General features: G+C 70.4%; 16 protein-coding genes and 1 other RNA gene. 8 read left to right on the forward strand and 9 right to left on the reverse strand.

The genetic code is table 11. From position 1 onward, the window contains the following. Positions 1-846 (forward strand): CHAD domain-containing protein, encoded by an 846-nt coding sequence (locus AC1HFH_RS19395; RefSeq protein WP_480244213.1) that lies wholly within the window; start codon positions 1-3, stop codon positions 844-846. A 137-nt stretch (positions 847-983) separates the two neighbouring features. Here AC1HFH_RS19395 and AC1HFH_RS19400 read toward each other — a convergent pair whose 3' ends face one another. Then, entirely contained in the window at positions 984-1352 is a 369-nt protein-coding gene (locus tag AC1HFH_RS19400; RefSeq protein WP_480244214.1) for a hypothetical protein, read from the reverse strand. Between the two features lie 225 nt (positions 1353-1577). On the opposite strand from AC1HFH_RS19400, the gene AC1HFH_RS19405 reads away from it, so the two are divergent. Both AC1HFH_RS19405 and AC1HFH_RS19410 read left to right on the forward strand, forming a co-directional pair. Beyond that, the gene (locus AC1HFH_RS19405) at positions 1578-1910 is read left to right on the forward strand and encodes a hypothetical protein (RefSeq protein WP_480244215.1); all 333 of its coding nucleotides are present in this window, start codon (positions 1578-1580) and stop codon (positions 1908-1910) included. Positions 1911-1914: 4 nt separating this feature from the next. After that, positions 1915-3363 carry an RNB domain-containing ribonuclease gene (locus AC1HFH_RS19410; protein ID WP_480244216.1) on the forward strand — a complete coding sequence of 483 codons (1449 nt, stop codon included), beginning with the start codon at positions 1915-1917 and terminating at the stop codon, positions 3361-3363. A 239-nt stretch (positions 3364-3602) separates the two neighbouring features. Here AC1HFH_RS19410 and rnpB read toward each other — a convergent pair. Next, positions 3603-4017, reverse strand: an RNA gene (gene rnpB, locus AC1HFH_RS19415) — RNase P RNA component class A. Between the two features lie 36 nt (positions 4018-4053). On the opposite strand from rnpB, the gene AC1HFH_RS19420 reads away from it, so the two are divergent. The 3 genes from AC1HFH_RS19420 to AC1HFH_RS19430 all read left to right on the forward strand — a co-directional run bounded on the left by AC1HFH_RS19420 (position 4054) and on the right by AC1HFH_RS19430 (position 6873). After that, complete coding sequence (locus AC1HFH_RS19420; protein WP_480244217.1) at positions 4054-4941, forward strand: alpha/beta hydrolase; 888 nt, start codon at positions 4054-4056, stop codon at positions 4939-4941. 56 nt (positions 4942-4997) lie between these two features. Next, entirely contained in the window at positions 4998-6257 is a 1260-nt protein-coding gene (locus AC1HFH_RS19425) for a TMEM143 family protein (protein WP_480244218.1), read from the forward strand. A 64-nt stretch (positions 6258-6321) separates the two neighbouring features. Beyond that, complete coding sequence (locus tag AC1HFH_RS19430) at positions 6322-6873, forward strand: NUDIX domain-containing protein (RefSeq protein WP_480244219.1); 552 nt, start codon at positions 6322-6324, stop codon at positions 6871-6873. Between the two features lie 54 nt (positions 6874-6927). On the opposite strand, the gene AC1HFH_RS19435 is transcribed toward AC1HFH_RS19430, so the two are convergent. The 7 genes from AC1HFH_RS19435 to cobC all read right to left on the reverse strand — a co-directional run bounded on the left by AC1HFH_RS19435 (position 6928) and on the right by cobC (position 22274). Then, positions 6928-7617: a S1 family peptidase gene (locus tag AC1HFH_RS19435; RefSeq protein WP_480244220.1), complete on the reverse strand. Its 690-nt coding sequence runs from the start codon at positions 7615-7617 to the stop codon at positions 6928-6930. Between the two features lie 100 nt (positions 7618-7717). After that, positions 7718-14986 (reverse strand): amino acid adenylation domain-containing protein, encoded by a 7269-nt coding sequence (locus AC1HFH_RS19440; RefSeq protein WP_480244221.1) that lies wholly within the window; start codon positions 14984-14986, stop codon positions 7718-7720. Positions 14987-15152: 166 nt separating this feature from the next. Then, on the reverse strand, positions 15153-17624 hold the full coding sequence (locus tag AC1HFH_RS19445; protein WP_480244222.1) for an FAD-dependent monooxygenase: 2472 nt from the start codon (positions 17622-17624) through the stop codon (positions 15153-15155). 368 nt (positions 17625-17992) lie between these two features. Further along, a complete protein-coding gene (locus tag AC1HFH_RS19450) occupies positions 17993-19168 on the reverse strand; it encodes a bifunctional RNase H/acid phosphatase (protein WP_480244223.1) in 1176 nt (391 codons plus the stop codon). A gap of 4 nt (positions 19169-19172) precedes the next feature. Beyond that, complete coding sequence (locus AC1HFH_RS19455) at positions 19173-19910, reverse strand: zinc ribbon domain-containing protein (protein ID WP_480244224.1); 738 nt, start codon at positions 19908-19910, stop codon at positions 19173-19175. A 65-nt stretch (positions 19911-19975) separates the two neighbouring features. Further along, the gene (locus AC1HFH_RS19460; RefSeq protein WP_480247903.1) at positions 19976-21097 is read right to left on the reverse strand and encodes a Nif3-like dinuclear metal center hexameric protein; all 1122 of its coding nucleotides are present in this window, start codon (positions 21095-21097) and stop codon (positions 19976-19978) included. Positions 21098-21182: 85 nt separating this feature from the next. Continuing rightward, positions 21183-22274, reverse strand: a complete 1092-nt coding sequence (gene cobC, locus AC1HFH_RS19465) for an Rv2231c family histidinol phosphate aminotransferase CobC (protein ID WP_480244225.1) — start codon at positions 22272-22274, stop codon at positions 21183-21185. 125 nt (positions 22275-22399) lie between these two features. Between cobC and AC1HFH_RS19470 the strand changes: the two genes are divergently transcribed. Both AC1HFH_RS19470 and AC1HFH_RS19475 read left to right on the forward strand, forming a co-directional pair. Continuing rightward, positions 22400-22834: an arsenate reductase/protein-tyrosine-phosphatase family protein gene (locus AC1HFH_RS19470; RefSeq protein ID WP_480247904.1), complete on the forward strand. Its 435-nt coding sequence runs from the start codon at positions 22400-22402 to the stop codon at positions 22832-22834. After that, complete coding sequence (locus AC1HFH_RS19475) at positions 22834-23763, forward strand: SURF1 family cytochrome oxidase biogenesis protein (RefSeq protein ID WP_480244226.1); 930 nt, start codon at positions 22834-22836, stop codon at positions 23761-23763. Before AC1HFH_RS19470 ends, AC1HFH_RS19475 begins: the two co-directional genes overlap by 1 nt. Positions 23764-24089 lie beyond the last annotated feature (326 nt).

Raw genomic sequence — 24089 nt, forward strand, 5'->3', positions numbered from 1 at the left:
ATGGCCAGCCGGGCGGCCACCGCCATCACGGGCCCGCTGCGCGCCGATATCGACCGGCTGCTGGCGGCCGAACCCGAGGTGCGCGCCGACGAGTACGACTCGGTGCACCAGATGCGGGTCGCCACCCGGCGGCTGCGCAGCGTGCTGCGGTCCTATCGGCCCCTGTTCGCTCGCCGGCCGGCCGATTCGCTGCGGGCGGAGCTGCAGTGGCTGGCCGGGCTGCTGGGTGTGGCACGGGATGCGGAGGTGCGTGCCGACCGGTTCACCGCCCTGCTCGCCGAGTACCCCGAGGCGCCGGCCGGGGTGGCGGAAACACTGGTCGGCGGCGCACGTGCAGAGTACCGCCGGGCGCACTCCGTGGTCCTGGACGAATTGGACGCGCCCCGCTACGCCGCATTGCGCACCGACCTCGGCGCCTGGCACGCCGACCCCCCGAGTAAGCACACGACCGGCAAGAAGCCGGCCGCCACCCTGTTCGCGCGGATCGTGCACCGCGACCGCGAGCGAGTGGCCGAGCTGGCTCGCGCCGAAGCGCATGCCGACCCGGCCGAGCGGATCGAGATCCTGCACGACATCCGCAAGGCGGCCAAACGGCTGCGCTACTGCTGCGAAGCCGCGACCCCGGTCCTCGGCTCTGCGGCCGCAGACCTGGGCAAGCAGGCGAAGACTCTGCAGACGGTCCTCGGTGACCACCGGGACGCCGTCGAGGCGAGCACCGCGCTCCTCGGCCACGCCCAGGGCTCCCCGGCCGCCGCCTTCTACCGGACCCTGGCCGAGGCCGAGTCGCGGGCCGCGGGCACCGCACTGAGGCGCTACCCCGATGCGGTCGCCTTCCTACACGATTGACCTCACCTCCGGGACCCAGCATCGAAACCGCCCACCTCTGAGCGACAATTGGCCGTTCCAGTTGGATGACACGTCGGTTGTCGCTCGCAGGCGGGCGCTGAGAAATGTACTTCCCCGGCGAATTGTCCGCGGTGTGGTCAGCAGGTGAGGTCGGTCATCCGGTAGATCGCTACCGCTTCCTCACGGGTCGGGACGGTGTCGCCGTTGGTGGCGTACCCGGTGATCTCGGCCACGACCTCGTCCTCGGTACCGCCGGCGGCGATATCGGCGCAGGTCGTGGTGAGGATCTCGCGCAGTGCCACGTCGTCGCGCCCCTCGGCCAGTGCCGGGAAAGCGCTGCGGAAGCCGACTACGAACGACGCCGCCCGGACATCGTCGACGGTGGCGGTGGCGGCTGCCGGTGCCGACGTATCGGCGGCCGATGCCGAATCCTGGTCGTTGCACGCCGACAGCAGCAGCGCTGCGGCGGCGATGCCGGCGGCCAGGGCGCGGGTCGTTGTTCTCACGAAGGCGGATGCTAGCGCGCCGAGCCGATCGGTGCCCGCCCGGTCCGGCGCGGCACGGCTCGCCCCCCCGGCTACGCGGAACACGCGGCACCCGACCGGGGAATTGCGGTGTGATCTGCAGCGTAACTGGCACAGAACGTGATCGACGTCATACAGTGTTCGCGTCGGACGGACGTACAAGCGTTCCGTCATTTCCCATCGATCGCGGAAGCAGGTCACACATACATGCGGGTAGTTCGTTCCATCGTCGCCGGTGCGCTGATCGCCGGGGCCACCTCGATCGCCGCGGCCGTCGGCGCCGGTAATGCCGGTGCCGTCGCCGTCACGCCGCTGCCGGGCGGTGTGCAGGTCGATCTGAGCCCGGCCGACACCCAGTGGGTGCACCAGAACCAGTTCGGCCGGACCGTCGCGGCACTGCCGCACCCGTCGGCGGCATCGTTCGGGCAGGCCCTCGACGCGGCGGCCGCGGTGTCGGCGGCTGTGCCGAACGGCCGGGTCACCTTCACGGTGTTCGGCCCGCTCGACCAGCTCAACGGCACGATGCTGGCGTTGCAGTAGCAGCGTGCAGTTCCGGCAGCGGATCGGATCGGCGCCGGTGGATTTCGGCGCCATCCGATCCGAATTCGGCCTCACCGCGGACTATCCGGCCGCGGCGGTCGCCGAGGCCCGGGAGGCGATCGACGCGTTCGCCGCCTCCCGGGCCGACCGCACCGCCCTCCCCTTGGTCACCATCGATCCACCCGGCGCCCTGGATCTGGACCAGGCGCTGCACATCGAACGCACCACCACCGGTTTCACCCTGCACTACGCCATCGCCGACCTGGCCGCCGTGGTGCCCGCCGGCGGCGACCTCGCCCGGGAAACCTTCGCCCGCGGCCAGACCTTCTATCTTCCCGACGGAGCCGTCCCGCTGCACCCGACCGTGCTTTCCGAGGACGCCGCCAGCCTGCTGCCGGAACGCACCCGGCCCGCCGTGCTCTGGACGATCGAACTGGACAGCTCGGCCGAACCCGTGCACTGGACGGTGCGCCGGGCGTCGGTGCGTTCCCGTGCCCGCTACGACTACGCCCGGGTACAGGCCGATGCCGATGCCGGCACCCTGCCCGCCGCACTGGCCGCCCTGCCGGAATTCGGGCGCCGACGCATCGAGGCCGGCCTGGCACGCGGCGCGATCGAACTTCGACTGCCTGCGCAGGATGTGGTCCGGGCGGACGGTGCGGACGGACACTGGCGGCTGCAACTGGAACCCCGGACCGACGCCGACGACTGGAACGAGCAGGTATCCCTGCTCACCGGCATGTGCGCAGCACGAATCATGTTGGACAGCTATGAAACGCACGGTTCCGACGACGGCCCCGCCGGTCTGCTGCGCACGATGCCGGCGCCACCGCCCGGCGCGATCGCCGCCATGCGCCGGACCGCCGCCGCCCTGGACGTAGACTGGCCCCAGGAGCAGTCGGTGGGCCGGATGCTGGCCGGCCTGGAACCACACACCCCCGCTGCCCTGGTGCTGATGTCCGAGGCCACCGGATTGCTGCGCGGCGCGAGCTACACCGTGCTCGACGGCAGCCGGAGCCCCGACGAACTCGCACACAGCGCCATCGGCGCCCCGTACGCGCACGTCACAGCACCACTGCGGCGCCTCTCCGACCGTTTCGCCACCGAGATCTGCCTGGCTCGGTGTGCCGGCGAGCCGATCCCCGGCTGGGTGCGCACCGGCCTCACCGAGGCAGCGGCCACCATGCGCCGCACCGACGCCCTGGCCAACCGCGTCGACCGCGCCTGCCTCGACCTCACCGAGGCAGGCGTGCTCGCCCCGCGAATCGGCACGATCTTCGAGGCCGTAGTGCTGCGCGAGGCCAACGGCACCCGGCCCGCCGAGATCTTCGTACCGGATCCACCGATCCTGGCGAAGTGCAGCGGCCGTCCCCCGGAGAGCAGCCGGGTCCGGGTCCGATTGACCGAAGCCGACCCCGACTCCCGCACCGTGCAGTTCGCGTACGAGGATTGACCGCCCGAACAGCACCGGCTCCCCATATCGCACCGGATCACTCCACGCCGTCCCCACCCACCTCGCAAGATCCGCACCTACGAAACCCTGCACGGAGCGACCTCGAGGAGCGACGTTCCGGACCGCCCAGCGAATCGGTACTCGAAAGCGCATGAGCCGAAGGCTCGAGTCCCGAGTGCCGATTCGCTGGGCAGAAGAGGGCCGGAACACGCGCAGGCGGAGCCTGCGCAAATCAAACACAGACGAGTCGGCCTGTAAGCCGGATCCTGTCCCCGGTGCGGGCACCGGGTGGTGACCATCCATCTGGACACACCGTCGCCGGGTGCCTCGAGCGGTTCACCCGCAGGCTCGGGCGAGCAGCCCTCGAACACCTGCGCAACCGCACCGCGAGCGGTGCGGCCTTCAACCTTGCTCCGGGCGGGGTTTACCGAGCCGCCCCGGTCACCCGGGGCGCTGGTGCGCTCTTACCGCACCGTTTCACCCTTACCGCACGGCCTGGGCCGTGGGCGGTCTGTTTTCTGTGGCACTTTCCCGCGGGTCACCCCGGGTTGCCGTTAGCAACCGCCCTGCTCTGCGGAGTCCGGACTTTCCTCGACGGCGGGCGGCGGCACTGTCCGTGCCCGTTCCCGCTGCCGCGATCACCCGGCCGACTCGTCTGCCCCTACAGCGTACTCGGTACGGTTGCATGCCATGGAACGTGTGGAGGTCAGGTTCCCTTCGGGGGATGAGCAGTGCGCTGCGTGGCTGTACCGGCCGGAGGGGGCTCCGAAACCTCGGCCGCTCGTTGTCATGGCGCACAGCCTGGGGGCGAATCGCGAAATGGGGCTCGATCGGTATGCGCGGCGCTTCGCCGCGGCCGGGATGGGCGTCCTGGCGTTCGACTACCGGCATTTCGGTGCCAGCTCGGGAACGCCGCGGCAGGTGCTGAAGATCGCGCGGCAGCGGGAGGACTGGAAGGCGGCGATCGGCTATGCGCGCAGCATCCGGGGTTTCGATGCGACCCGGATCGCACTGTGGGGCACGGCGTTCAGTGGCGGGCATGTCCTCGCGATCGCGCCGGAGGACGATTACATCGCCGCGGTGGTCGCCCAGGTGCCGGTGACGAGCGGCTGGGCGGCGGCGCGGGCGAAGGGCCCGACCAGCCTGACCAAGGTGGCGACCGTCGCCGCCACCGACCTGCTGGTCGGCCCGGTGATGCGGCGTCCGGTGCGGATCCGGATCGCCGGACGCAAACGGGCGGCTGCCCTCGTCTCCGCACCGGACGGTCCCGAGGGGTACGGCCGGCTGGCCGAGGACAGCACCACCTACGAGCCGAAGATCGCTGCGCGAGCGGCGTTCTCGGCGATGTTCGACAAGCCGGGCCGGCGGGCGAAGGCGCTGAAGATGCCGGTGCTGTACGCGATCGCCGACAACGACGTGGTCGCGCCGCCGAAGGCCACGGAGAAGGCTGCCGGACGCACCAAGCACGCAGTGGTGAAACGCTATCCGGTGGGGCATTTCGACGTGTACTTCGACGACGTGTTCGAGCAGGTGGTGCGCGACCAGACCGATTTCCTGGTGTCGGTGCTGCGGCCCTGAAGACGGCCGTAGCCCCGGTTCGCGCGGCCGTGGCCCCCCACCTAGGGTGGGAGGCGATGAGCCGTGAGCACTATATACCGTTCCGCAAGCAGGCGATCGTCGGGATGTGCACCGAGGAGCTGCCCGCCGCCGAGCGGGCGACCTTCGCGGAGTTCACCCGAATCCTGGCAGCGCTGCTGCACCAGGGATACCACGATCGGCTGGAAGCACTGCTGGACGCCTACCATCGGGTCGATCCGGCCGGGGATGTCCGGGTGGTGTCCGAGGTGGACGACGAGCAGCGGGCGGCGGCCCGCCTGCGGGTGGAGCAGGAGCTGGTGGCGCTCGCGGAGGCCGCCAACTTCACCCGGGTGACCGAGGCCGAGCTGGCCCGCGCGTTCGATGAGCATTCGCTGGTCAAGGTGCGGATGGAGGTCGACGACGAGGGCATCGACCGGGTGTTGTTCTTCCGTCGGGGCGTTTCGCAGCGCACCCATGTCGCGAAGTCGCTGTTCGGGTTGCGGCGCCGGACGGTGGAGTTCACCAACTACGCCAAGGTCCTGATCTTCGTGGTGTTCTCGGCCGGCCGCGCGGCGCCGGACCGGCCGGGTGAGCCGGGATCGGTGCTGGTGAAGTTGTTCCGGGACGTACCGCGTGACGATCTGGAGATGCTGTACCCGAATGTCCGGGTGCGGATGCGGATGCTGGACAAGCTGCTGATCGGCGTCCCCACGGTGGTGTCCGGCATCGTCGTGGTGGTCACCAAACTGATCGCTTCGCTGGGCCTGCTGATGTTGCTGGTCGGGTTCTGGGTGGGGTTGCACGACGACCCGGTGGAGCTGGATCAGACGGCGCTGGTTTCGATCGGCGCGGGCCTGGCCGCGTTCGGCGGTTACCTGGTGCGGCAGGTCACCAAGTTCAAGAACCGCAAGATCAGGTTCATGAAGGCGCTGTCGGAGAACCTGTATTTCCGCAATCTGGCCAATGACGCCAGCGTGTTCCATCATCTGCTCGGTGCCGCGGAGGAATCCGAGGTCAAGGAGGCGGTGCTGACCTACCACTTCCTGCACACCGCCTCGGGACCGCTGTCGGCCGCCGAGCTGGACCGCCGGGTGGAGGCGTGGTTCGGCGAGCGCTGGGATGAACGGGTCGATTTCGAGGTCGAGGACGGCCTGCGCAAACTGCGGGACTTCGACCTGGTGGACGAGACCGAGCCGGGCCGCTGGTCGGCCGTGCCGTTGCCGACGGCGATGCAGCGACTCAACCGTGCCTGGGATGCGGTGTTCCGGTTCGACCCCGCCGGCAGTGACCACGAACTCACTTCCCGCAACGCCTGACCGGCAGCACCTTGCCCGGGCGGATCCCGGCGCGTCCGGCACGGGCCGCAGCTATGGTCGAGGCATGGAGTCGCTCGGGTCGCGGACGGTGTACACGAATCCTTGGATGCGCCTGCGGGAGGACACGGTGCGCCGGGCGGACGGTTCGGTCGGGATCTACGGCGTCCTGGACAAGCCGGATTGGGCACTGGTCATCCCTTACGACGGGTCCGGGTTCCACCTGGTGGAGCAGTACCGCTATCCGATGGGCCGACGCTGCTGGGAGTTTCCCGCGGGCACCCCGCCGCCCGGCACCGACGCCGGCCCGGAGCAGCTGGCACACAACGAACTGCGCGAGGAGACCGGCCTGCGAGCAGCAGCGATGACGCTACTGGGCAGCGTGTCCACCGCCCCCGCCCTGACGAATCAGCGCGGCCACTGCTTCCTGGCCACCGAACTCACCACCGGCACACCGGAACGCGAGCTCGAGGAGCAGGACATGCGCACCGCACGATTCGCCCGGGACGAGTTCGAGGACATGCTCGTCCGAGGCGCGATCACCGACGCCCACACCGTGGCCGCCTACGGCATGTTCCTGATGTACGAACGCAGAGCGCAGGCCCGAGCGGCGCGGTGACGCGGGAGCCGGGCCCCACTCAACCCCGCACGGAGCCTGCGCCATCAGACACAGCTAGATAACACTGAAGCCGGCGCCGACGCCACCGGCGGCGTCCAGTTCGGCGAGGATGACCTCGATCGGCTGGAAGTAGGCCGGTGAGTGGACCGGGTTGAGACCGCCGGTGCAGGGGATGTTGAAGTCGATCAGCCCGTAGCCGGTCAGCCGCCCCTGATTCATCCCGACCAGGGTCTCGCCGACGGTGACCGGGCCGCCGGAGTCGCCGGGCTGCGAGCAGTACTGGTTGATGCTGGTGCCCGCCAGTTCGCCCCAGACGACGCCGCAGGTGCGGCCGGAGGTCCGGCCGTCGGCGCAGACGGTCGCTCCCGATCCGGGTGCGGCACCGATGCCGGTGACGGTGGTGTGCCCGACGGTCCGCACCGGGGTCACCCGATCCGGGTCGAATTCCACGACCGCGTAGTCCAGAAACTCGGCGTCGTCGGAGAAGGCGACCTTCCCGACGACGCCGGCCTCCAGGGTGGCCTCGGCCCCGACCCGGGACCCGGTGGGGGCGCAGTGGCCGGCAGTCAACCCGACCAGCCGACCGGCGGCGTCATGACCGATGGCGGTCAGTGAGCAGCCGGCGTTGTTGTCGAAGACGATGCCCGATCCGGCGCCGAGTACCGCCTTCGGTGCAGCCTGCGCACCACCGATTCCGGTGACCGCAGTCATCACCCCCGCGATGGCGGCCGCTGCGGCCACCATCCTCGCGAACCTCATGTGAACCCTTTCCTACCGACAGATGTCTGCAACGATTGCGGACCCATTCTGCCGCACGAGGTTTGCTGTGGGAGCCGAACGATGGTCAGGCGTCCGAGAGCTGTGCCCCGAGTTCGCGGTCCGGGTCGGGATCGCCGGCAGCCAGCACCGCATCGAGTTGCGCAGCGACCGCTCCGACGTGCGGTTCGGTCATCATGTGCAGGTGGTCACCGGGTACCTCGATCACCTGGAATCCGGCATCCGCGTACTGTTCCCAGCCGTTGTTGGCACTGTCGAACATGCTGCCGACCGTCTGGTGCGCGAAGTCGATGCCCGGCGGTAGGCCGTCGCGGGCCCGCAGCAGGGTGATATCGGCCTCGTACGGTGCCAGCCGATAGTCGAGGAGCGCCCGGTAGTTGGCGTCGAACACGTCGTAGAGGCGCCGGATGGCCTGCGGCGAACTGCCTTCCGGCATGATGCCGGAACCGATCGCCTCGGTCAGCATGGCGTCGAACAGTTCGTCGGGGTCGGTCACGTCCGGCCGGAAGTCGTCCATCGGTGTCTCGGCACCCCGGGCGTACCAGAGCAGTTCGAGGAAGAACCAGCGAATGAGCTGCTCCCGGGCGATCGGGGCCCGCTGCTGCCCTTCGTCGACCTGCCGCAGCGCCATGGTGTCCAGCAGGGTGACGCTGCAGACCTCGGACCGGCCGAGCTGCCGGGCCATCTCCAGCGCCACATTGCCGCCGAACGACCATCCGGCCAGATGGTACGGGCCGGATGGGTGGGCGCGGCGCACCGCCTCCAGGTAGCGGGCGGCCATCTCCGGCACCGAATCGACCGCAGTGGAGCCGGTGTCGGCGCCGGCGGCCTGCAGCCCGTACACCGGGCGGCCCGGCGCGAGGTACCGGGCCAGCGGCAGATAACACAGCACGTTGCCACCGATCGGGTGCACCAGGAACAGCGGGGTTCCGGTGCCGCCTTCGGTGATCGGCACCAGCGGATCGAACTCGGTGGTGGCGCCCCCGGCACGAATCAGTGCGGCCAGTTCGGCGGCGGTGGGTGCCGCCACGAACGCGGACAGTGGGATGTCGACGCCCCAGCGCCGGGACAGGCCCATCACCACGCGCATGGCCCCGATCGAGGTGCCACCGGCGGCGAAGAAGTCGTCGTCCGGGCCGATTTCGCGCAGTCCGGCGAATTCGGCGAGCAGGTCGACGGCGGACCGTTCGTATTCGTCGGCGGGTTCCCGGCCCGCGGCGACCGGCTCGGGCGCACCGAGGGCTCGTAGCCGCCGGTCGTCGCGCTTGCCGCTGGGCGTCAACGGGATCTCGTCGACCCAGTGGAAGCGGCTGGGCACCAGGTACCCGGGCAGTTGTTCGTGCAGGGCGCTGCGCAGCGCATTCCGGTCGACGTCCGGCTCGGCGCCCACCAGATACGCGTGCAGGGCACCGTCGATGCCGCCGAAGCCGTGGGCCAGGACGGCGGCATCGGTGAGGCCGGGGAACTGTTCGGTGAGACCGAGCAGCGCCAGCTCCACCTCGGCCGGTTCCACCCGGTAGCCGCGGACCTTGACCTGGCTGTCGCTGCGGCCCAGGCAGATCAGGTCGCCGGAGCCGAGCCGCACCCCGAGATCGCCGGACCGGTACCGGACCGCACCGCCGGGGGCGGCCACGAACCGCTGGGCGGTGAGCCCGGGCCGGTCGACATAGCCGGCGGCGATGGAGGCACCGGACAGGTACAGCTCACCGATGACGCCGTCGGCCACCGGACGCAGGGCAGCGTCCAGCAGTTCGACATCGGCACCGGCGACGGGGCGCCCGATCGGTGGCAACGCCGGATGGTCGGCGGCGGCGCCGGTGAGCGGCAACGTGGTCACCACATGCGATTCGGTGGGGCCGTACTGGTTCTCCAGCAGCATCCCGGGCACCATCTCGCACAGCGTGCGGATCTCATCGGTGATCCGCAGCTGTTCACCCGAGGAACCCAGCACCTTCAGGCTCGCCGGGAACAAGGCTCGGGCCCGGGCGATCTCGGCAAAGGCCTGCAAGGCGACGTAGGGCAGGAAGATCCGCTCGATGCCCTCGGCGACCACCGTGTCGAGCAGCGCATCCGGGTCGGCGCGCAGGTCGGTTTCACTCACCCGGAGCGTGGCTCCGGCCGCGAGCGTGGTGAAGATCTCCTGGAAGGCGACGTCGAAGCTGAGCGGCGCCAGGTGCAGGGTGCTCCGGAGTCCCCGGCCGGAGTCGGTCCGGTTCTGCCAGTCGATCAGCGCGGTGAGCCCGCGGTGCGGCATCGCGACGCCCTTGGGTTCCCCGGTGGATCCGGAGGTGAACAGGACGTAGGCGATCGATTCCGGATGTACCGTCGCTGCCGGCGCCGGTTCGGCGGTTGCCGCGGCGGCGAACAGTTCGGCGGCGTCGATCGCGGCCGGCCCGGCCAGTTCGGTGAGTTCGGCGTCGGCCACCACGCGGCGCGGCGCGGCGCGGTCGATCATGGTGGCCAGCCGGGCCCGTGGATATCCGGGATCGAGCGGGACGCAGGCCGCACCGAGCCGGGCGAGCGCGACGACCAGCAACACCCGCTCCAACCGGCCGCGCAGCAGCACGCCGACCCGGTCACCGGGCGCGACCCCCGCGGTCCGCAGCCGGGCGACCAGCCGGTCGGCGGTACCGATCAGCTCCGCGTAGGTGAGCGTGCTGTCGTCGCCCGCGAGCGCGATCGCCTGCGGGTGCAGTGCGGCGGTCTCGGCGATCAGGGTGCCGGCATCGCGGGCGGCGGCAGCACCGGCGCCCGGATCGATCGTCGCCGTCGGGTCCGCGACGATCGCGGCGAGCATCCGCAGTTCGGTCCGTGCGATCGTCTCGCACTGTTCCTGGCTCAGCGTGGTGTCCCCGTCGACCCGGATCCGCATCCCGCCGTCGCGCGGGTCGGTGGCGGCGGTGACCAGCACACCGAAGTTGGTGTCCTCCCGCACATCGAAGTCGGCCAGGGTCACCGCGCCGGTGTCGAGGACCTCGGCGAAGACGTGGTAGTTGACGAAGTTGAACGCGGTGTCGAAGGCGGGGCCACCGTCGGCCAGGATCGAGCGCAGCGGGTACCGGCGGTGCGGGTAGGCGGCACGTTCCCGTTCGGCGACCTGGTCGACGGCGGACTGCCAGGTGGTAGCGGTGGCATCCAGCCGCATCGGCAGCGTGTTGAGGAAGAGCCCGGCAGCGCGTTCGGCTCCGGTGCGGTCCGGGCGGCCGTGCCCGACGACGCCGGTGGTGACGTCGCCACGGCCGGTGAGGGCGCGCAGGGTGAGGCAGTGTGCCGCCAGGTAGACCGCTTTCTCGGGGAGCTGCCGGGCAGCCGCGAACGCGCTGACCGCGGCCGCGAGCGGCCGGCCGACCTGTGCCTCGGCCCGGCGTGGCTCCGGGGTGCCGCGCTGGTAGGCGCCGAGCGCGATGAGCGCGGTGGCGTCTGCACCGGACAGGGTTTCGCGCCAGAAGTCCCGATCGGCGTCGGAATGATCCGCGGTGATCTCGGCTTGCGCGTATTCGGCCAGCAGGGTGGCCGGGACCGTTGCGGGCTCGGGCACATCCACCACGCCGAGGTCGTTCAGGTAGTCCAGCAGCAGTTCCAGCACCGAGCTGGCCACGCTCCAGCCGTCCAGGATCGCGTGGTGGAAGCTGAACACCAGGTCGATGCGATGCTTCGCCGGAGCGTCGGATCCGGTGCCGGCCACCGACCGGACGAACACCTTGGCCGCATGCAGCGGGGCGCGCTCCAGGTCGTAATCGGCGTGCCGGCGTTCCTGGATGTAGGCCTCGACGAGTTTGTCGGCGGCTTCGGTTCCGGTTCCGGATTCGACGAAGTCGACGATCTCCAGATCGTCGGCGACCTCCGCATGCACCAGTTGCAGCGGGACCGAGTAGCGGCCCAGGTCGAACGAGGACCGCAGGGCGGGCTGGCGGGTCACCAGGCGGTCGAACGCGGCCCGGAACCGGGCGGGCTCCCAGGGCAGTTCGAGCCGGTACCGGAAGACGTCCTTGTAGGTGACCGAACCGGCCCGCTCCCGGCTGTGGAACAGCATGCCCAGCTGCAGGGCGGTGGCCGGGAAGGCATCGGCCACCTGCTGCAGCGCCGCGCGGTCGATGAGCGGGACGGTGGCCAGCGGCTCGGTGACGTGTTCGGGGGCTTCGGCGGCTGCGGTGCCGAGCTGTTCGGCCAGGCCCGCGATCGTCGGATGGTCGTAGAAGGCGTCGACCGCGAAGGCGTAACCGGCCCGTTCGGCCGCGGTGCGCATGGTCAGCGCCAGGATCGAATCGCCGCCGTGAGTGAAGAAGTTGTCGTGCACGCCGATCCGGTCGATGCCGAGCACCCGGCACCACACCTCGGCCAGTGCGGCTTCCACCGTGTTCCGCGGTGCGACGAACTCCGTGGTGCGGGTTCCGGCCGCGTCGGCCGCCGTGCGGGCGAGGGCTCGCCGGTCGGCTTTTCCGTTACGGGTGAGCGGGATCTGCGCGACCCGGTGCAATTTGGCGGGAACGAGGTAGCGCGGCACCCGGTCGCCGAGTTCGGCGATCAGCGATTCGGCGGTGACCGTGTCGTCGTCGGTGACGTAGTAGCCGACCAGGTGCCTGCCGAGGGTGTCGGAGTCCTCGTCCACCACGGCCACGGCCCGCACACCCGGGCAGTCCAGCACAGCGTTCTGGACCTCGCCGAGGGTGACCCGGTTGCCGCGGATCTTCACCTGGTCGTCGAACCGCCCGAGGTATTCGAGTGCACCGTCGGGCAGCCGGCGCACCAGATCGCCGGTGCGGTAGCGGCGCCGGCCCGGGACCGACAGGTCGTCGACGAACGCCGCCGCGGTCTGCTCGGGCCGGTTGCGGTAACCCCGGGCGAGGCCGACACCGGCGATGTTGAGCTCACCGGCCATGCCGACCGGCACCCGGCGGCCGTGCTCGTCGAGCACCTGCAGATCGATGTTGTCGATGGGCCGGCCGATCGGCACCACGGCCGGAGCCGGGCCGGGCGGGCAGTCGAACCAGGAGACGTCGACGCAGGCCTCGGTGGGGCCGTACAGATTGACCAGGTCCGGTGCCGGCAGGCCGGCAGCGGCGAACACCGTGTGGAAGCGCCCCACCAGGGCGGGCGGCAACGCCTCACCGCTGCAGAACACCCGGCGCAACGAGCGCAGCCGGGCCACCGCGGCCCGATCGGTTTCGAGTTCGTCGAGGAAGGCACCGAGCATCGAGGGTACGAAATGCACGACGGTGACCTGCTGCCGGTCGATCGCGTCCAGGATCCGGCGCGGATCGCGTTCGCCGCCCGGCGCCAGCAGAGCCACCCGGGCACCCTCCAGGGCCCACCAGAACAGTTCCCATACCGAGACATCGAAGGTCGCCGGGGTCTTCTGCAGGATCACGTCGTCGGCGCCGAGCGGATAACGGCGCTGCATCCAGGCCAGCCGGTTGACCACCGAACGGTGCTCGATCATCACGCCCTTGGGCTTGCCGGTGGACCCGGAGGTGTAGATCAGATAGGCGAGGTCGGCCGGATGGGATCGTTCGGTGACCGGGTGCAGTGCCGGTTCGATATCGGCGATCGCCAGCCGGGTGACGCCGAGCCGGGCGAACACCTCCCGATGCCGGGGTCCGGCCAGCACGAACCGGGCGCCGCAGTCGGCCAGCACGGTTTCGATGCGGCTCGCCGGGTATTCGGGGTCCAGTGGCACATAGGCGCCGCCGGCCCGCAGCACGCCGTACATGGCGACCAGCATGTCCACGCCGCGTTCGGCGATCACCGGGACACATTCGTTCCCGTCGAGGCCCAGTTCGCGCAGCCGGGCGGCGACTCCATCGGCGCGGGCGGCCAGCTCACCGAAGGTCAGGGCGCCATTGCCGGAGGCGGGCATGATCGCCGGACGATCCGGATGCCGCACGCTCCGGTCGGCGAACAGCCGATCCAGGGTGGTGTACGGGAAGTCGACGCGCGGGCCCGGCTCGAACTCCGCAACGATCTGCTCGTCGCGGGCCGGCATCAGCGGCAGCTGCGAGACCGGCGTCTCCGGGTGGTCCAGTGCGGTCCGCAGCATGGTGGCGACGCTGCGGAAGGCGCTCTCGATGGACAGGGCTTCGCCGAAGACGTCCTTGTCGTAGTACAGCTGGAAGACGACGGACCCGTCGCCGCCGTCCTCGGCCGCGATGATGGTGAGCGCATCGGATACGCCGCCACCGGTCAGCGCGACGAACTTGGCCAGCATCTGCCGGATGCTTTCGACGTCCGGGGTTTTGGTGAAGGAGTAGCTGACGTCGTAGAGCGGTGGTGCCGCCGGGTCGGGATCGAAGGCTTTGGCCAGGTCACCGTACGGGAACTGCTGCCGCTTCTTGGTCGCCTTGATCCGGGCGGCCACCTCGGTGGCGACCTCGGCCAGGGTGGCACCCGGCGGGACCGGAACCCGCAGGGGCAGCACGTTGGCCCGGTGCCCGGCGGTGCGCAGGGTTTCCGGGGTCGCACGGTTGAGCATCGGGCAGCCGATGGAGACCTCGTCGGTGCGATGCAGGGCCGCGAGGTAGGCCGCGACCACGGCGGTCGTGTAGGCGAAGACGCTCACTCCGGTTTCGGTGCGCACCCGGTGCATCACCTCGCCGGGGACATGTACCCGGTGGTAGCCGCGGACCACGCTGGGTAGCGCCGATTTACGGGCGAACAGCGCGGGCGTGAACCCGTCGAAGGCCGCCAGGAGCGCGTCCCGGTCCTCGGCGAACTGCTCGGACTTTCGGTAGCCGGCTTCGGCGGCCGCGATCGCACGGTAGGTCCGCGCCGTACGATCGGCCGATTCGTCCTGCAGCTCCAGCGCATGCAGATCGGCGATGCCCAGGTGCGTGGCCTCGCTGTAGTAATAGGTGATGGTTCCGACGGCGGGCACCATGCCGAAGCCGTCGGTCATCGCATGGTGCACGGAGAAGTACAACCAGAACCGGTCCGCACGGTCCACGACGGCCGCCATCCGGGCCGGCCGGTCGGGATGTTCGGGTGCCGCGACCGCCCGCTGCATCCACTCCTGCGCAGCGGCTTCGGGATCCGGCTCCCCGGTCACGTCGACGATCTCCACCGGTGCCGTCGTGTCACTGAGCCACTGGACGAAATCGCCGTCTTCGAAGCCGAATCGCAGCCGCAGTGCGTCGTCGCTGCGGACGAGCAACTGCCACACCGCCTCCAGCCGCTCGGCGTCGAGGGCTTCATCCATCCGGAAGGTGTAGGTCTGCTGGGCCACCGGATCCGGTGCCAGCCGGAACGCCTGAGCCAGAACATCGCGCTGGTAGGCGCTGACCGGCCAGGCGGCACCGGGTTCACTACTGCTGTTTTCGGAGGTCCCGATATCGGAGGTCACTGCACAACTCCTGTCCCCCACCGTGCGCCGCACGTCTTCCGATGCGTTCCTCAGGGTCGCAGCATCGCGGACGGACCGTGACTTTACGGTGTACAAGACCGATGTGCGACGGCACCTCGGTCGCACATCGGTCGCGGCGAACGGTGAATAAGTACGTCGAAAGGTCTTACAGCACCGAAGTCAGCGCCTGCACTGCGGCATCGGCCAGGCGTTCGGCGCGTTCGGCCGAAACGGCCGGCTCCACGTAGCCCACATTGAACGACAGTTCGCCGTGGCTGGCGTTGGCGGTCGCCATGATGAAGCCACTCACCGACATACCCGAGACGAACTGTGCACCGGACAGCCGCCAGGAGCCCACCTTGTCCGGGAAGTCGTAGTCGCCGAGATAGGTCATGCACAGGTGGCCGGGCCCCTGGGTGTCCATCATCTTCACCGCGGAATCGCTGGCGGCCACCGACTTCGGTGCGGCCAGTTGCAGCAGGTTCAGCGCGGCCAGGTGATCCCGGGACCGCATCCGCTCGGCATAGCCGGATTCGATCTCCGCGGCGACCTCCCACAGCGGGGTCCACGGCGCGAACTGCGCGGGGGTGGCGATCATGCCCTGGTAGGTACCGACCTCGGTATCGGACACCGCACCGTCGAGATGGGACCGGAAGTTCACCGAGCTGCCCACGGTGTAGCGGGCCGACTTCTCGGTGCCGGCCTCCCGCGCCGCCGCGACCAGCAGCGCCGCCGACAGTACCGACTGCAGGCCGACACCGCGCTCCCGGCAGCCGGCCGTCAGGAGCTCGAGCTGATCACCGGCCAGACCGCGGTGCACCACGCGGCTGCGCCGCTCGGCGGGCGGGGCGAGCCGGGTCGGTTCCAGACGGCGTGGCCGACGCAGCTGGGCCAACTGGTCACGCAACAGCGTTCCGGCCGTGCGGGCCACTCCCTGTACACCCTTGAACTTCGCCGGGAACAGGTCCTCCGGGCCGGGCCGTACCGGCACCGGATCCATCCGCGGCCCCTCCCCGGAGGCCACCTGCAGGACCTGTTTGGCCACCGACATCGCGCTCTCGCCGTCACCGATCGAGTAGTGCAGGGTGATCACCAGATCGCTGGTGCTCCCGTCGGTGATCAGCACCGCCCGGGCCAGCGGGCCGTTGCGCCAATCGAACGGCTCGGCCAGCTCCACCTCGTCCACTTCGGCGAGCCAAGCCTGTGCATCGGACGATTCCACGATGCGCAGCGGAATCTCCCGGTCGGGGACCGATACGAAGCGCGGTTCGGTGCCGTCGTCCTTGGCACTCACCGCAACCCGCAGCAGCGGGTGGCGGCGCTGCACCTCGTCCAGACCGGCCCGGATCTCCGCCGGCCGGACGTCTCCCTCGATCCGGACCCGCGCCAGGATATGCAGCGGGGCCAGCTGATCGGCGATCCAGTGCCACCGTTCGACCGGGGTGAGCGCGCGCGGCAACTCGGCGGTGGGGCCGGTGGCGGGCGGGAACGACATCGGCTTGGACAGTTCCTTCAGGAAGAAGTCGGTGGGCGCGACCCGGAAATAGAGGTTGCGGGCGGTCACCAGGCGCGGGTCCATGGTCTGTTCCATTTTGCCGAGCGCCCACGAGCCGTTGACGAACATATCGGTGCGCTCTTTGCGCAGCTGCTCGTAGCGCCGCAGGCCGGTGACCGGATCCAGGGCGTCACGCAGCGACCGGGCCAGCACCACGGCGTCCTCGATGGCCGAGTTGCCGCCCTGCCCCAGGCTGGGCAGCATCGGATGTGCGGCGTCACCGACCAGGGTGACCCGCCCGGCGCCCCACTGTTCCACGGGCGGCCGGTCCTGGGCGGGAACCGCCAGGACATCGGCGAAATCGGTCTGCTCGATGCAGGCGATCACTTCCGGCGCCCAGCCGTCGTAGAGACGCAGCAGATCTTCCTTGGTGCCGGTCCAGTTCGCGGCCTCCTCGGCCGGCATGGTCATGGTGCCCCACCAGTAGACCCGGCCGTGACCGATATCGTGGATCCCGAAGCGCTGACCGGTCCCCCAGTAGTGCGCCGAGTACCCCTCCGGCACAGCGGAATGCTCGAACGGAATGCAGGCCAGCCAGCAGACGAAGTTGCCGGGGCGCGGTTCCGAGCGGCCGTGCAGCTGGGCCCGCACCATCGAATGGATGCCGTCCGCGCCGACCAGCACATCGCCGGAGGCGGTGCGGCCGTCGGCGAAGTCGACCCGCACCCGATCGCCGTCGTCGGTGAAACCGATCGCCTTGGCGCCGGTGAACGTCGGTGTGTCGCCGAGCGCTCGAACCAGCGTGGCGTGCAAGTCTTTCCGGTGCATCGCGATGCTGGGCGCGCCCAGCGATTCGTCCTGCCGGTGCCAGGGCAGCACCCGCAGCGGTTTGCCGTCGGGGTAGCAGAACCGGAAGGTCTGCATCCGGCCGCCGCGCTCGAGTAGTTCGGTCTCGATGTCCGTGCCCAGGTCACGCAGCGCCTTCACACCGTTGGCCTGTACGGACAACCCGAAACCCTGACCACGCAGTTCCGGTGCCGATTCGTAGAGTTCGACCTGAAATCCCGCTTGCCGCAGGGCCACCGCTGTGGTGAGGCCTCCGATCCCTGCGCCGAGAACAACTACCTTGACCGGACTACCCATCAATCCTGCACTTCCGTCGAACCACCCAAACGGCCGGGCGCGTCGCGGTCACGCGCGCAGAGAGTCCATCGAAGGCTGCGCTGCCCACCGGTCCCCGGAGAACCCGACCGCTGGCGAGCCTACCCCTTCGGCCGTGATCGAAACGATACCGAGTGAGATCCGTCGCAAGATTCCCGGTCCGCCCCACCGAAAACAGTGCGATGAGCCATAATTCGCACCCTTTTCCGTACTTCGTACTGCGGGTTACCGACTGGTATCGGTTACCCCAACGGCACCGGAACGAAACGGGCGGCAACGGATTCGAGGTGCGGCGGGCGCAGGCCGCTGCAGGTCGGCACCGGTGGCAGGTGACGCAGCGCCCGGGCGGATCAGAGGTACGAGGTGTCGTTGACGAGCCGCACCGACGATCCGCCGTCGGGGTAGAACTCCGCGATCGACAGGGACGCCAAATCCAGGTGCAGCCGGTACAGCAGGGCCGGCCCGACCCCGAGCGCCAGCTGCAGCAGCGTCTTGATGGGGGTGACATGACTGACCACAACGACATTGGCACCCGGATACAGGCCCACCAGATCGCTGCGGACCGATTCCACCCGGGCCCGCACCTGATCGAAGCTCTCGCCGTCCGGAGCCGGTACCGAGGGATCACCGAGCCAGTCGGCGTGCAGTTGCGGATCCCGCTGCGCCGCCTCGGCGAAGGTCAAGCCCTCCCAGGCGCCGAAATCGGTTTCGGTCAGCCCGTCGAGCACCCGCACCGGCAGATCCAGAGCTGCTCCGGCGGCCTCGGCGGTGCTGCGGGCGCGCTCCAGCGGCGAACTGACCACCGCCGCGATATCGCCCTTGGCGGCCAGCATCTTCGCGGCCCGGCCGGCCTGTTCGCCGCCGAGTTCGGTCAGTGGCGGATTGCCCCGCCCCGAGTAGCGCCGCTGCACCGACAGCTCGGTCTGGCCGTGCCGGAGCAACAGCAGCCGAGTGGGACGCCCGGTGGCACCGGTCCAGCCCGGCCCCGTCGCGGCCGCAGCCCTCGGTGCGCTGTCCGGCCGACACTCGGTCGCCGGTGCGGTTCCGGCGGGCCGGCCCACTTCGTCACCGGGACGATGCCCGGCCGCCACGGCCTCGCGGACCTCACCCACCAGATCACCGTCGTCCATGGCCTCGTTGGCGAGCCGATCGGCGTGGGCGTTCTCGGCACGCGGAATCCAGTGGAACCGCACGTCGTCGAAGCCGGCCGTCAGGGCGCGGGCCCGCTCGGCCAGCGGAATCATGCTGGGGTGTTTCACCTTCCAGCGCCCGGACATCTGCTCGACGACCAGTTTGGAGTCCATCCGCACCCGGACCACGCGCGCACCGAGTTCGGCAGCCGCCTCCAGCCCGGCGATCAGGCCCCGGTACTCGGCGACGTTGTTCGTGGTGACGCCGACGTATTCCTTGCGTTCGGCGAGCACCCGGGCGTGCGCGGCGTCGTAGACCGCCGCACCGTACCCGGCCGGACCGGGGTTGCCGCGGGAGCCGCCATCGGCCTCGACGATCACCTCGGTGACGGTCATCGGATCACAGACCCGACTGTTTGGTCCGCACCAGGATGGCGCTGCATTCGGGGCAGCGCACCACGATCTCCCGCGCGGTCTGCGCAATCCGCTGGATCTCGCCGCGGTCCAGCTCGATCCGGCAGGCGCCGCACCGGCGGGCCTGCAGCAGGGCGGCACCGATTCCGTGCGCAGTGAACTGGCGGTCGTAGATCGCCAGCAATTCCGCCGGGAAGGCATCGATCAGCCCGGCGCGCTGGGTCGCGCACCGTTGTTCCGCCACATCCAGATCGGCGAGTGCTTCGTCGCGCTGCCGCTCGGCATCGACGAGATCCTGCTCGGCCTTGCTCAGCCGGGCGCCGGCGTGATCGTGATCGGCTGCGGAGGCCTCCCGGCGTTCCATCACCTCCAGCAGGTCGTCCTCCAGCGCACCGCGCCGCCGTTCCAGCCCGGCCAGTTCGTGCTGGAGTTCGGCGAGCTGCTTGGCACCCACCGAACCGGCGGTGAGCATGCCGCGGTCCCGCTCCTCGCGCTTGCGCAGCGCATCGATCTCGCCCTCCAGTTTGGCGATATCGCGATCCAGGTCGTCCAGGACGATCTCGACGGCCACCGCCGCATCCTTGTGCGCATTGCGCTCCTGCAAGAGGCGGTTCACCTCCTGCTGCTCGGGCAGCGCGGTGCGCCGATGCGCGATCCGGGTCGATTCGGCATCGACATCAGCGAGCTCCAGCAGCTTGGCCTGGACCGACGGTTCGACATTCAACGGGCACGAACTCCTGCGCAACGAGGGGATAGGCGTCGATCAACCGTACCGGATCGGCCACCGGGTCAGGCGGACAGTGTCCAGGGGTCGGTGCGCAGACCGGACACCCGGGTGTCCAGGTGTGGCAGCGCCGCCCGCACGACGGCTTCGGCCTGTGCACACCACGGGAATTCGGTCGCCCAATGGGCGGCGTCGATCAGGGCCGGGCCACCGCGGCGCAGGTGTTCGTCGACTGGATGATGCCGCAGGTCGGCAGTGAGATAGGCGTCGACGCCGTGCCGGATGGCGGCCGGCAGATACGAGTCGCCGGCACCGCCGCAGACCGCCACCCGGCGGATGATCCGGTCCGGATCCCCCGCCGCACGCACCCCCCACACCGTCCGCGGCAGGCCGGCACCGATGCGCGCGGTGAAATCGCGCAATGTTTCCGGTTCCGGAAGTTCGCCGACCCGGCCGAGCCCGCGCCGAGCCGGCAACGCGGCCCGTTCGGTCACGTGGAAGGCGGGCTCCTCGTACGGGTGTGCGGCCCGGACGGCGGCCAGCACCCCGGCCCGGGCTGCCGGTGCGGCGACCACTTCGATGCTGTCCTCGGCGACGGCGGTCAGCTCGCCCACCGCGCCCACGGCCGGATCGGAGCCGGTCAGCGGGCGGAACTGTCCGGTACCGCCGGTATGCCAGGCTGCCTCCCGGTAGTCCCCGACGGCTCCGGCTCCGGCGCCGAACATCGCCGCCAGCACCGCATCCGTATGCGACTGCGGCACCTGCACGGTCCAACGGTCCAGCGCGGCCACCGGTTTCGGGTCCAGCGGGCCGGTGACGGTGAGCCCGACCGCGGCAGCCAGCGCATCGGAGACGCCGGGGTCGGCGGAATCGGCATTGGTGTGCGCGGTGAACAGGGCGCAGCCGGAGCGGATCAGCCGATGCACCAGCGCACCCTTCGGGGTGTCGGCGGCGACGCTGTCCACCCCACGCAGCAACAGCGGATGGTGCACGACGAGCGCATCGGCTTCGCCTGCGATCGCCTCGTCGACGACCGCCGCGGTCGCATCGACCGCGAACACCACCCGGCGCACCGGGCGATCCGGATCCCCGCAGACCAGGCCGACGGAATCCCAGGATTCGGCCAGGGCCGGCGGGTAGGCGGCGTCGAGTGCTCCGATCAGTTCGGCCAGCGTCGTCACACGGATCTCCTGTGTTCGAGGTGCCGGAACGTCGCGCGCAGGACTCACTTCCGACGGGGTTTCGCAGGGGCGGCGGCTGAGGCCAGGACGCTCAGCCGAACGAACGTAGCGCAGCCAGCAACCGGACTCTCTCGTCGGGGCCGCGGACGGCCACGCGCAGGTGGTCCGGTCCCAAGCCGGGGAAGGTGTCCGCACGGCGGACGGCGATCCCTTCGGCCGCCAGGTGGGCACGCAGGCCCGGCCCGTCGACAACGAGCAACAGCAGGAACGGACCGGCGGCCGGGGTGTGCACGGCGATACCCGGTCCGGCCAGCTCGGCGGCCATGGCGGCGCGGTCGGCGGCGATCCGGCCGGCCTGTTCCTGCGCGGCCCGGACCGCTTCCGGGGTGGCGGTCGCGCGGATCGCCTCGAGCTGCAGCGTCCCCAGCGGCCAGTGCGGGCGCCCGTGGGCCAGCCGGGCCAGTACTGCGGGGTCGCCCAGCAGGTAGCCGCAACGCAGACCGGCCAGGGCCCATGTCTTGGTGAGACTGCGCAGCACCAGGACATCGGGCAGCCGGGATTCGGCCAGCGACTCCGGTTCACCGGGCACCGCGTCCATGAACGCCTCGTCGACGACGATCACCCGGCCGGGCCGGCGCAGTGCCGTGATCAGCTGCGCCGGATGGAGCACCGAGGTCGGATTGGTCGGGTTTCCCAGCACCACCAGATCGGCTTCCTCGGGCACCGCGGCCGGATCGAGCCGGTACGGCGGCGGCAGCACCACCCGGTGCACCGGAACACCCGCGTCCCGCAGTACGAGATCCGGCTCGGTGAACGACGGGTGCAGCAGGGCCGCTCGGCGCGGCGCCAGCCGCGGCAGCAGGGCGAAGCCCTCCGCCGCACCGGCGAGCAGGAGCACCTCGTCCGGATCCCGGCCGTGCCGCGCGGCGACCGCGGTCCGGGCGGCCAGTTCGTCGGCGGCGCCCGGATAACGGCCCAGATCGGCCAGCCGGTCCCGCAGCCGCTGCTGCAGCCACTCCGGCGGCGCGGTCCCCTGCACGTTCACCGCGAAGTCGACCATTCCCGGCCGCGCTTCCACGTCCCCGTGATGACGGAGCAGGGCCCGGTCGTCCACGGCCGCCGCCGGGCCGTCCAGCGGTGTCCGGCTCCGAGCGGATCCGATGGTGCGGCTGGTGGAGGTCATGGTCACGCATCCTCGCATCCGCGGGTCGACCCGGATGCCACCCCCGCAGCCGCACCGGCCAGAATGGACACGTGGTTGCGCTACACGTGTCCTTCGTCTGTACCGGGAACATCTGCCGCTCCCCCATGGCCGCGAAGATGTTCGAGGTGCACCTGTACCGGGCCGGGCTGGCGCACCGGGTACGGGTGAGCAGCGCGGGTACCGCCGACTGGCACGTCGGGCGGCCCGCCGACCCGCGCACCGATGCGACCCTGCGCCGATTCGGCTACCCCACCGGACACACCGCCGCGGCCTTCGGACCCGAACACGGCGCGGCCGATCTGGTCGTCGCCCTGGACACCGGCCACGAGCGCGAGCTGGCCCGGCGCGGCGTACCCACCGAACAGCGGCGATTGCTGCGCAGCTTCGACCCGGACGCCGACGGTACCGATGTGCCCGACCCGTACTACGGCACCGACGACGACTTCGACCTGGTCCGCGATCAGATCGAGGCCGCGATTCCCGGCCTCCTCGACTGGGTGCGCGCCGAACTCGACGCCCGCGCACCCGCCGCACGCTGATGTCCGCCGCAACACCGGACCGTCCGGCACCGCGCCGGAAATTCGGCCTCCGGTTTCTGCTCCGCCCGAGCTGGCTGGTTCTGGCCGCGCTGGTGGCCGCCTTCGCCTACCTGTGCTTCACGGTCCTCGCGCCCTGGCAGCTGGGCAAGAACACCGACACCGAGCATCGCAACCAGCTGATCGCCGATTCGGTGGACGCGGCACCGGTCCCGGTGACCACCGTCCTGGACGGTCCCGGCACCGAGCACACGGAATGGCGCCGGGTGACCGTGACGGGCAGTTTCGTGCCCGATTCGACGGTATTGGTCCGACTGCGACATCTGGACGGCGCGCCCGCGTATGCGGTACTGGGCGCCTTCCGGCTCGACGACGGCCGGACCCTGCTCGTCGACCGCGGGCTGGTCGCCGCGGTCGACGGCACCCGCCCGCCCGAGATCGATACGCCACCCACCGGTGCACAGGACCTGGCCGCGCGGATCCGGGCCTCGGAGGGCGTCGCCCCCGACAAGCAGCCGAACTCGCAGGACGGCTACCGGCAGGTGTACTCGATCGATGTCGGCCAGGAGAGCGAGGTGCTGGGCATCGACCTCACCGCGATACCGACCGGTGCGGAACGGGCCGGCTATCTGCAGCTCGCCGAGGGTCAGCCGGGTGTCTTCACCCCGTCCCCGCTGCCCCAGCTGGACGCGGGACCGTACCTGTCCTACGGCCTGCAGTGGCTGGCCTTCGGGATCATGGCCCCACTCGGCCTGGGGTACTTCGTCTTCGCCGAACTCCGCGCCCGCCGCAGCGAAAAGTCCGGAACAGCCACGCCCGATCCGGTGACGACCGGCGCGCCCGCCCTCGGATCCGGCGAAACCGGTAAAAGCGCCCGGACCACCGAATCCACCGAGAGCAGACTCGCCGACCGCTACGGCCGCAAACGCTGATCACCGCTCACCGGCAAGACGCGGGAACGTCACCCGCACTGCATCGCAGACCGGTCTCTTCCGGGCTCACCGTCCCCGAGCGTGCCACAGGGCTCGAATACCGGACCACCACCTACGAGCGACACCTGAGGCGCGACGCCCCTGGATCGTCGCTCTCGGGTCGGCAGAACCGCCAGCCCGTATGTAACAGCAGCTGCCACCGGTCCACTGCGTGGCGGGCCGAATATGCCGACAACTGCGGCGCCCCACCGGCAGCCGATAGCGGATCCGGGCAGCGTTTCCAGCGACCGCACGCAAGTCCGACCGCCCGGACCGGCGGCGCATGG

It is taken from the genome of Nocardia sp. KT25-26, from assembly GCF_056627695.1.

Excerpts from the sequence above, each read along its gene's own strand:
- AC1HFH_RS19395 (WP_480244213.1), top strand. The coding sequence starts at position 1 with ATGGCCAGCCGGGCGGCCACCGCCATCACGGGCCCGCTGCGCGCCGAT.
- AC1HFH_RS19405 (WP_480244215.1), top strand. The coding sequence starts at position 1,578 with ATGCGGGTAGTTCGTTCCATCGTCGCCGGTGCGCTGATCGCCGGGGCC.
- AC1HFH_RS19420 (WP_480244217.1), top strand. The coding sequence starts at position 4,054 with ATGGAACGTGTGGAGGTCAGGTTCCCTTCGGGGGATGAGCAGTGCGCT.
- AC1HFH_RS19425 (WP_480244218.1), top strand. The coding sequence starts at position 4,998 with ATGAGCCGTGAGCACTATATACCGTTCCGCAAGCAGGCGATCGTCGGG.
- AC1HFH_RS19430 (WP_480244219.1), top strand. The coding sequence starts at position 6,322 with ATGGAGTCGCTCGGGTCGCGGACGGTGTACACGAATCCTTGGATGCGC.
- AC1HFH_RS19435 (WP_480244220.1), bottom strand. The coding sequence starts at position 7,617 with ATGGTGGCCGCAGCGGCCGCCATCGCGGGGGTGATGACTGCGGTCACC.
- AC1HFH_RS19445 (WP_480244222.1), bottom strand. The coding sequence starts at position 17,624 with ATGGGTAGTCCGGTCAAGGTAGTTGTTCTCGGCGCAGGGATCGGAGGC.
- AC1HFH_RS19450 (WP_480244223.1), bottom strand. The coding sequence starts at position 19,168 with ATGACCGTCACCGAGGTGATCGTCGAGGCCGATGGCGGCTCCCGCGGC.
- cobC (WP_480244225.1), bottom strand. The coding sequence starts at position 22,274 with ATGACCTCCACCAGCCGCACCATCGGATCCGCTCGGAGCCGGACACCG.
- AC1HFH_RS19470 (WP_480247904.1), top strand. The coding sequence starts at position 22,400 with ATGGCCGCGAAGATGTTCGAGGTGCACCTGTACCGGGCCGGGCTGGCG.
- AC1HFH_RS19475 (WP_480244226.1), top strand. The coding sequence starts at position 22,834 with ATGTCCGCCGCAACACCGGACCGTCCGGCACCGCGCCGGAAATTCGGC.